Source organism: Desulfomarina sp. (assembly GCF_054039375.1).
Map to the genome: position 1 here is coordinate 1 of NZ_JBPLBA010000152.1, position 6237 is coordinate 6237.

Sequence of the window (6237 nt, forward strand, 5' to 3'; positions counted from 1 at the left end):
TACTGCACCTTTTTGACTGCTGTTTTACCGTTGGTTATCTCTCGCTGCTGGTTATCTGGTACAGGGTACCGTGGAGTCCATATTATTCCCGTCTTCTGATAATCACTTTTGTTCTCTGTTTTATCAGTTTTCAGTCGTTTCAGTTATATCGTTCCTGGCGTGGATGGCGTTATTTCATAGAGTTTCTTGTGATTCTGAAGGCATGGGCCGCCGTTATCGGTCTGTTGCTGTTCTATTTTTTCATATTCAAAATTTCCATTGCCTATTCCAGGGTTGTGTTTCTGGTCTGGTCGGTTACCACTCCGTTTTTTCTGTTTTTTATCCATGTTCTTGCCAGGAAAATGCTCAGAATGATCAGGGAAAAGGGGAAAAATGTCAGGAGGGCAGTGGTAGTGGGCGCCGGAGATCTTGGTGTTACTCTTGTCAAGGAAGTTGAGGAAATGCCCTGGGCAGGGATAGAGGTGCTTGGTTTTTTTGATGATAAGATTGACGAGGAAACGGTTACGGAAGTTTATGGAAAACCGGTTCTCGGTAATATTTCCGCCATCAACGATTATCTTGAACAACATGATATTGATTATGTTTATATTGCTCTGCCCATGCGGGCAGAGAGAAAAATATTTACCATCCTGAGAGAATGCAGATCGCTTGGGGCCAGAATTTATCTGGTTCCAGATCTTTACGTATATGGTCTTCATCATGCCGAGATACAGTCCCTCGGAGATTTGCTGATATTGAATTTTAATCCCCACACCGAGTGGAAAAGGGGATTTGATCTCTTTTTTTCACTTGCTGTGCTCACCTGTTTTTCCCCGCTGATGATTATTATTGCTCTGCTGATTAAAATCAGTGACGGTGGGCCTGTTTTTTACAGGCATAAGAGGATCACCGCGGCGGGAAAGACATTTAACTGTCTGAAGTTCAGAACCATGAAAGTTGGTGCAGACCGGGAGCTCCAGAAACTGCTTGATGAGAATGAAGATCTTAAAAAGGAGTGGGAGCTTCATTTTAAACTGAAAGATGATCCGCGCGTAACCCGGTTTGGCAGGTTTCTGAGGCGGACCAGTCTGGATGAATTTCCACAGTTTATTAATGTCCTGCGGGGAGACATGAGTGTGGTCGGGGCACGACCGATTGTGGGGGATGAACTCAACGATTTTTACAAGGAAAGTGCCGGACGATACTGTTCCATGAAACCTGGGATTACAGGGCCCTGGCAGGTGGGAAGGCGATCCGATGTGGATGAATACGTTGAGAGGGTACGCATGGACGACTGGTATATCCTCAATTACTCTTTATGGACGGATATAAAAATTATTGTCAGGACTGTCTATTGCATGGTGAAGGGCAACGGTGCATATTGACTGCGGAGAAGAGGTCATGGTAAACAGTTTTGCGGCAAAGAAGATTGTCGTGGGTGTCACCGGTTCGATTGCCGCTTTCAAGGTGGCGGGTTGGGTGAGCACACTGGTTAAGGAGGAGGCTGAAGTCACAGTGATTATGACTGAGTCTGCGACCCGATTTGTAACGCCGCTTACTTTTTCCGCTCTTACGGGAAGAAGAACGGTGGGAGATATGTTTGATGACGGTGATGATCCCATGCTTCATATCAGTCTGGGTGGCGAAGCGGATGTTCTGCTCATTGCCCCTGCAACTGCCAATACCATTGCAAGCCTGGCCGCGGGAATCGCCGACAATCTTCTTACCTCTACAGCCCTGGTTACACGGGCAAAGGTTCTCGTCTGTCCGGCCATGAATACCAGGATGTATGAGCATCCGGCAACCATTGAAAATCTTCTGAAACTGGAAAAATTCGGTTATGAAATCATCGAACCGGGTTTTGGGAGGATGGCATGCCGTGATGAGGGGAAGGGAAGGCTGGTTGACTGGGAAATTGTGGTGGAGTACCTTGCAAAAGCTCTTACAAAACAGGATCTCGCAGGGAAAACGGTTCTGGTAACGGCCGGGCCCACGAGAGAGCCCATTGACCCCGCACGTTTTCTCAGTAACAGATCCTCAGGGAAAATGGGATACGCTGTTGCCAGAGCGGCTTTTCGCCGTGGAGCGCAGGTGATTCTTGTCAGTGGTCCCACATCTCTTGACTGCCCGGCGGGGGTGAAACGGCTGGAGGTTCAGACGGCAGAAGAGATGTATGACACTGTTCTTGAAGCCTCAGAACAGGCTGATATTATCATTAAAAGTGCGGCAGTAGCTGATTATCGACCAGGGGAGCAGGCGGTTCATAAGATGAAAAAGGAAGAGATCTCTCCAGCCCTTTCTCTCGTACGGAACCCTGATATTCTTCTGGAACTCGGCAGACGAAAAAAAGAGGGCCAGCTTTTGATCGGGTTTGCCGCCGAAAGCAGGCGATTGCGTGAAGAAGGCGAAAAAAAACTGAAGAGAAAAAACCTGGATCTGATTGCTGTAAATGATATCAGTGGGGAGAATACGGGTTTTGAATCTGAAAGTAATCAGCTCCTTCTGCTTTCAAAATCCGGGGCAGAGCAGTTGCCCCTCACTGGGAAACTGCATACTGCTGATCTTCTCCTGGACAGAATCTGTTCCCTGATGTAAAGGTGATTGCTCACGAATACCCAGCTTTTCACGGTCTCTTCTGATTGCAGGATTCAGATAAAGAAAACAATACTGTGTCGATGACAAAAAACGAACGTTCCCTGCTCATTGTGACCTGTTATGGTCATTTTATGAGTCATTTCAATATGCTGGTTTTTCCCGCAGTGCTGTTGCCTCTTTCGGCAAGGCTGGGGATGGGGATGGCCGACACCCTTGGCCTGTCCTTTATGATGTATCTTCTTTTTGGTCTGTCGGCTCTTCCCTGGGGATTTCTTGCGGATCGGTTCGGACCTGGAATATTGCTTGCTGTCTTTCACCTCGGGGCGGCCCTTTCTGCATTTGGAGCGGCCATTTCTATCGACAGACCGGTTCTGTTCAGTCTTGCCCTGGCAGGAACAGGTTTATTTTCAGGTGTTTATCATCCGGCGGGGCTTGGCTGGATCGCTAGAGAAACGGAAAAAACCAGTACTGCCATGGCAATAAACGGAATGTTCGGGAACCTGGGTCTGGCGGCCGCACCGTTTCTTGCCGGAATTATAAATTATTTTTACAGTATAGATGCACTCTATGCGGTTGTGGGGGGGATGAATCTTCTGGGCCTGGTATTCCTGGTTTCCGGCAGGGTCAGGGGGAGAGGGAAAAAAAACAAACCTGTTCCGGTCAAGGTGAATTCATTTTCGTCCTGGACGCCATTTTATATTCTTCTGGTGGCCATGATGCTCGGGGGAATAGTCTATCGTGGGACATCCGTTACCCTACCATCTTATTTTGAACTGAAAAACGGTGGGCTATTTGATGCTCTCACCCGCCTGACCGGGGGAATGGGATCTGCCAATGTAACGGCAACGCTTTTTACTTCCATCATTTATATCGGGGGGATGGCTGGCCAGTTTTTCGGAGGTATGGTCGGAGAAAAATATGATCTGAGGGTCAGCTATTTTTTATTCCACGCGATCACCATTCCTGCGGCAATAGGGATGGCCCTCACGGCCGACATACCATTGATTGTTTTTGCCCTTCTCCATAGTTTTTTTCTTTTGGGTATGCAGCCTATCGAAAATACTCTTGTGGCAAGACTCACTCCTCCCAAACTGATCAGTTCAGCCTATGGCATGAAATTCATACTCACCTTCGGGGTGGGAGCACTGAGTGTAAAAGTTATCAAACTGATCAAGCTGCACTGGGGGATAGAATATGTATTTTATGCCCTTGCAGCGGTATCCCTGCTGATCTGCCTGGTAACCGTGTTTCTCTGGCGAAACACTGCAGAAAAAAAATTGTGATTTTCAACAGTCACCTTACCTGCAGACAACAGCGTTTAAACTTCTTTCCAGATCCGCAGGGACAGGCACTGTTTCTGGCAATTTTCTCTTTATTCAGATCGCACTCTCCGTGAATATAAAACCAGAGTTCGTTTTCTTTGCGGAACCTGCTTTTTTCCCTGAGATGGCAGAGCTGTCCGTTTTCGATATAGGTTGCGGTGAAGGTTACAGTTCCATCGACATCATTTTCCATTCCCTTCTCCGTTTCATGGATCTGTAATCCAATCCAGGAAACAGGATGGGCGTCATGGTTCAGGGATTTTGGCCTGGTTGATGGATCCCAGCTTGCAAGAATATGTCTGTCATTTTTATGGACAAAGGCCGTGTATCTTGAGCGCATCAGTTGCAGGGCTGTTTCTGCCCGGCTATGATTGTTGAGAACAGGGGCGCAGCATACTGAAAAAGGTTCACTGCTGCCGCAGGGGCAGGAGATGGATTTATGTGTCATTCACTTCCCTTTCTGAGCTTAAACGAAAATTCTTATTATTTAAGGCATTCAAATGTCTTTTTATCGTGAAATATGCCGGTTTATCAAGAAAAATAAAACTTTTTCTCTCCTTGGATTTGTTCGGTTTGCCCGACTTAAGCTGATGGGAAAGACTGTACTGATAACCGGCCACTGCCTGAACTGTGGACAGTGTTGCCAGTCAATCAGCCTGGAACACACTGACGGCTGGTTGCGGGATGAAATAGAATTTGAAGCAATAACAGAAGAGCACCCTGAATATAAACGATTTGAAATAACAGGAAAGGATGGGCAGGGGTTTCTTCTTTTTCGCTGCACATGGCTGACGGAAGAGGGGCTTTGCAGGAATCATGAAAAACGTCTGCCGCTCTGCAGGAATTTTCCGGAAAAATCATTATTTTTCTGCGGTGGCACATTACCTGCCGGTTGCGGGTACTCTCTTGTGGAAGTGATACCATTTGAGAGGGAGTTGAAAAAGGCGATGAAAAAGGAAAAAACGGATGAAAAGAATTCTTGTCCTTGAGCCATATTACGGCGGTTCCCATAAACAGTTTCTGGACGGGTTGTGTCAGCATGTTCCTGCAGAATATTGCTTGATGACATTGCCGGCAAGAAAATGGAAAATGCGCATGCAGCTGGCGGCTCCCTGGTACTATAAACAGATCAGTAAACTTGAGAGAGGGAAGAGGTATTTTGATACGGTTCTCTGCTCAACCTTTGTTGATGTGGGGATGTTGAAAGGGTTGTTGTGTGGAATTGAAGGGTGGAATCCTTCAACAAGGTTTCTTACCTATTTCCATGAAAACCAATTCAGCTACCCCGGGCAGGTTCCCGATCCCGCCAGGTTTCAGTTTACGGCCATAAATTTCAACAGTGGTCTGGTTTCGGATTCGATAGGGTTCAATACTGTTTTTAATTATGAAAGTTTTTTAACGGGATGTCGCAGATATGTGAAAAAGGCTACGGATATGGATCTGGTATGGGTAACTGACGCCCTGCGGAAAAAGAGTACAGTTCTTTTTCCTCCCATTGATTTTTCACGTATTGATGCGATGGAGAAGAAAAAACATAACAGGGTTCCGGTGATTGTCTGGAATCATCGCTGGGAGCACGATAAAAACCCGGAAGAGTTTTTCAGAAGTCTGACAGAGCTTGAGCTGAACCGGATCGACTTTCGTCTCATTCTTCTCGGTCAGAAATTCAGGTTTTATCCTGATTGTTTTGATGAAGCAATGGAACGTTTCAAAAAGAAGATTCTTCACTGTGGTTATGTGAAATCCTATGACCGGTACATCGCTTATCTGCGGCAGGGAGATATTGTTGTTTCCACTGCATATCACGAGTTTTATGGAATTTCCGTAATTGAAGCTGTTCGGGCGGGGTGCTATCCGCTTTTGCCTGACAGGCTCTCGTATCCTGAACTTTTCGGGGCACAGTTTTTATACGGTGAAGGAGACCTGACAGACCATCTGCAGGAAGCCGTTCAGAATAGAAAAAAGCTTGAGGAAAAGGAGATCAGGGCTATTACAGACAGATTGAGCTGGGGAGCCATGAGGGGAAAATACCGATCCTGGCTGCAGGCAGGGGCAGCGGGGGAAGAAAAAAGGTAACCAGTGTCTGTCCATAGTTGGTTTTTTTTTGCCCGATATCCGCGTTGGCCGAAAAAATTTTTCCTCGGAGGTAAGCGTAGACTCCGATATCAATTAAATGCCTGCGGTAAAATTTCCCGTGCGCCTTGATCTCGAATAAAAAATCCTCATTTCTGGACAGACAATAACCAGTCAGGAATTTACGCTTTTTTCATGGTTCTGGCAAAATCGAGCATCCTCCTGATGGGGACCTGTGCTTTTGAGGCAAGTTCGCTGGAAACCTTGA

At 46.6% G+C, this 6237-nt stretch carries 6 protein-coding genes; 5 read left to right on the plus strand and 1 reads right to left on the minus strand.

What is annotated here, in order from left to right; translation table 11 throughout:
- The 3 genes from ACXLDX_RS09085 to ACXLDX_RS09095 form a co-directional block, all read left to right on the plus strand.
- Positions 1 to 1364, plus strand: a 1364-nt coding sequence (locus ACXLDX_RS09085; RefSeq protein ID WP_457576858.1) for a sugar transferase, incomplete at its 5' end; no start/stop codon positions are given.
- Positions 1365 to 1380: 16 nt separating this feature from the next.
- Positions 1381 to 2574 carry a bifunctional phosphopantothenoylcysteine decarboxylase/phosphopantothenate--cysteine ligase CoaBC gene (gene coaBC, locus ACXLDX_RS09090; protein ID WP_457576859.1) on the plus strand — a complete coding sequence of 398 codons (1194 nt, stop codon included), beginning with the start codon at positions 1381 to 1383 and terminating at the stop codon, positions 2572 to 2574.
- An 80-nt stretch (positions 2575 to 2654) separates the two neighbouring features.
- Complete coding sequence (locus ACXLDX_RS09095; protein ID WP_457576860.1) at positions 2655 to 3857, plus strand: MFS transporter; 1203 nt, start codon at positions 2655 to 2657, stop codon at positions 3855 to 3857.
- A 10-nt stretch (positions 3858 to 3867) separates the two neighbouring features.
- Here the strand turns inward: ACXLDX_RS09095 and ACXLDX_RS09100 are convergent, their stop codons facing one another.
- Positions 3868 to 4344 carry a YchJ family protein gene (locus ACXLDX_RS09100; RefSeq protein WP_457576861.1) on the minus strand — a complete coding sequence of 159 codons (477 nt, stop codon included), beginning with the start codon at positions 4342 to 4344 and terminating at the stop codon, positions 3868 to 3870.
- A gap of 52 nt (positions 4345 to 4396) precedes the next feature.
- On the opposite strand from ACXLDX_RS09100, the gene ACXLDX_RS09105 reads away from it, so the two are divergent.
- Positions 4397 to 4885, plus strand: a complete 489-nt coding sequence (locus ACXLDX_RS09105) for a YkgJ family cysteine cluster protein (protein WP_457576862.1) — start codon at positions 4397 to 4399, stop codon at positions 4883 to 4885.
- Complete coding sequence (locus tag ACXLDX_RS09110) at positions 4863 to 5972, plus strand: tRNA-queuosine alpha-mannosyltransferase domain-containing protein (RefSeq protein WP_457576863.1); 1110 nt, start codon at positions 4863 to 4865, stop codon at positions 5970 to 5972. The genes ACXLDX_RS09105 and ACXLDX_RS09110 overlap by 23 nt, the downstream gene beginning before the upstream one ends.
- Positions 5973 to 6237: the final 265 nt, after the last annotated feature.

What these genes read in the sequence shown, in the direction of transcription:
- coaBC (WP_457576859.1), top strand. Translation starts at nt 1,381, where the DNA reads ATGGTAAACAGTTTTGCGGCAAAGAAGATTGTCGTGGGTGTCACCGGT.
- ACXLDX_RS09095 (WP_457576860.1), top strand. Translation starts at nt 2,655, where the DNA reads ATGACAAAAAACGAACGTTCCCTGCTCATTGTGACCTGTTATGGTCAT.
- ACXLDX_RS09100 (WP_457576861.1), bottom strand. Translation starts at nt 4,344, where the DNA reads ATGACACATAAATCCATCTCCTGCCCCTGCGGCAGCAGTGAACCTTTT.
- ACXLDX_RS09105 (WP_457576862.1), top strand. Translation starts at nt 4,397, where the DNA reads ATGTCTTTTTATCGTGAAATATGCCGGTTTATCAAGAAAAATAAAACT.
- ACXLDX_RS09110 (WP_457576863.1), top strand. Translation starts at nt 4,863, where the DNA reads ATGAAAAGAATTCTTGTCCTTGAGCCATATTACGGCGGTTCCCATAAA.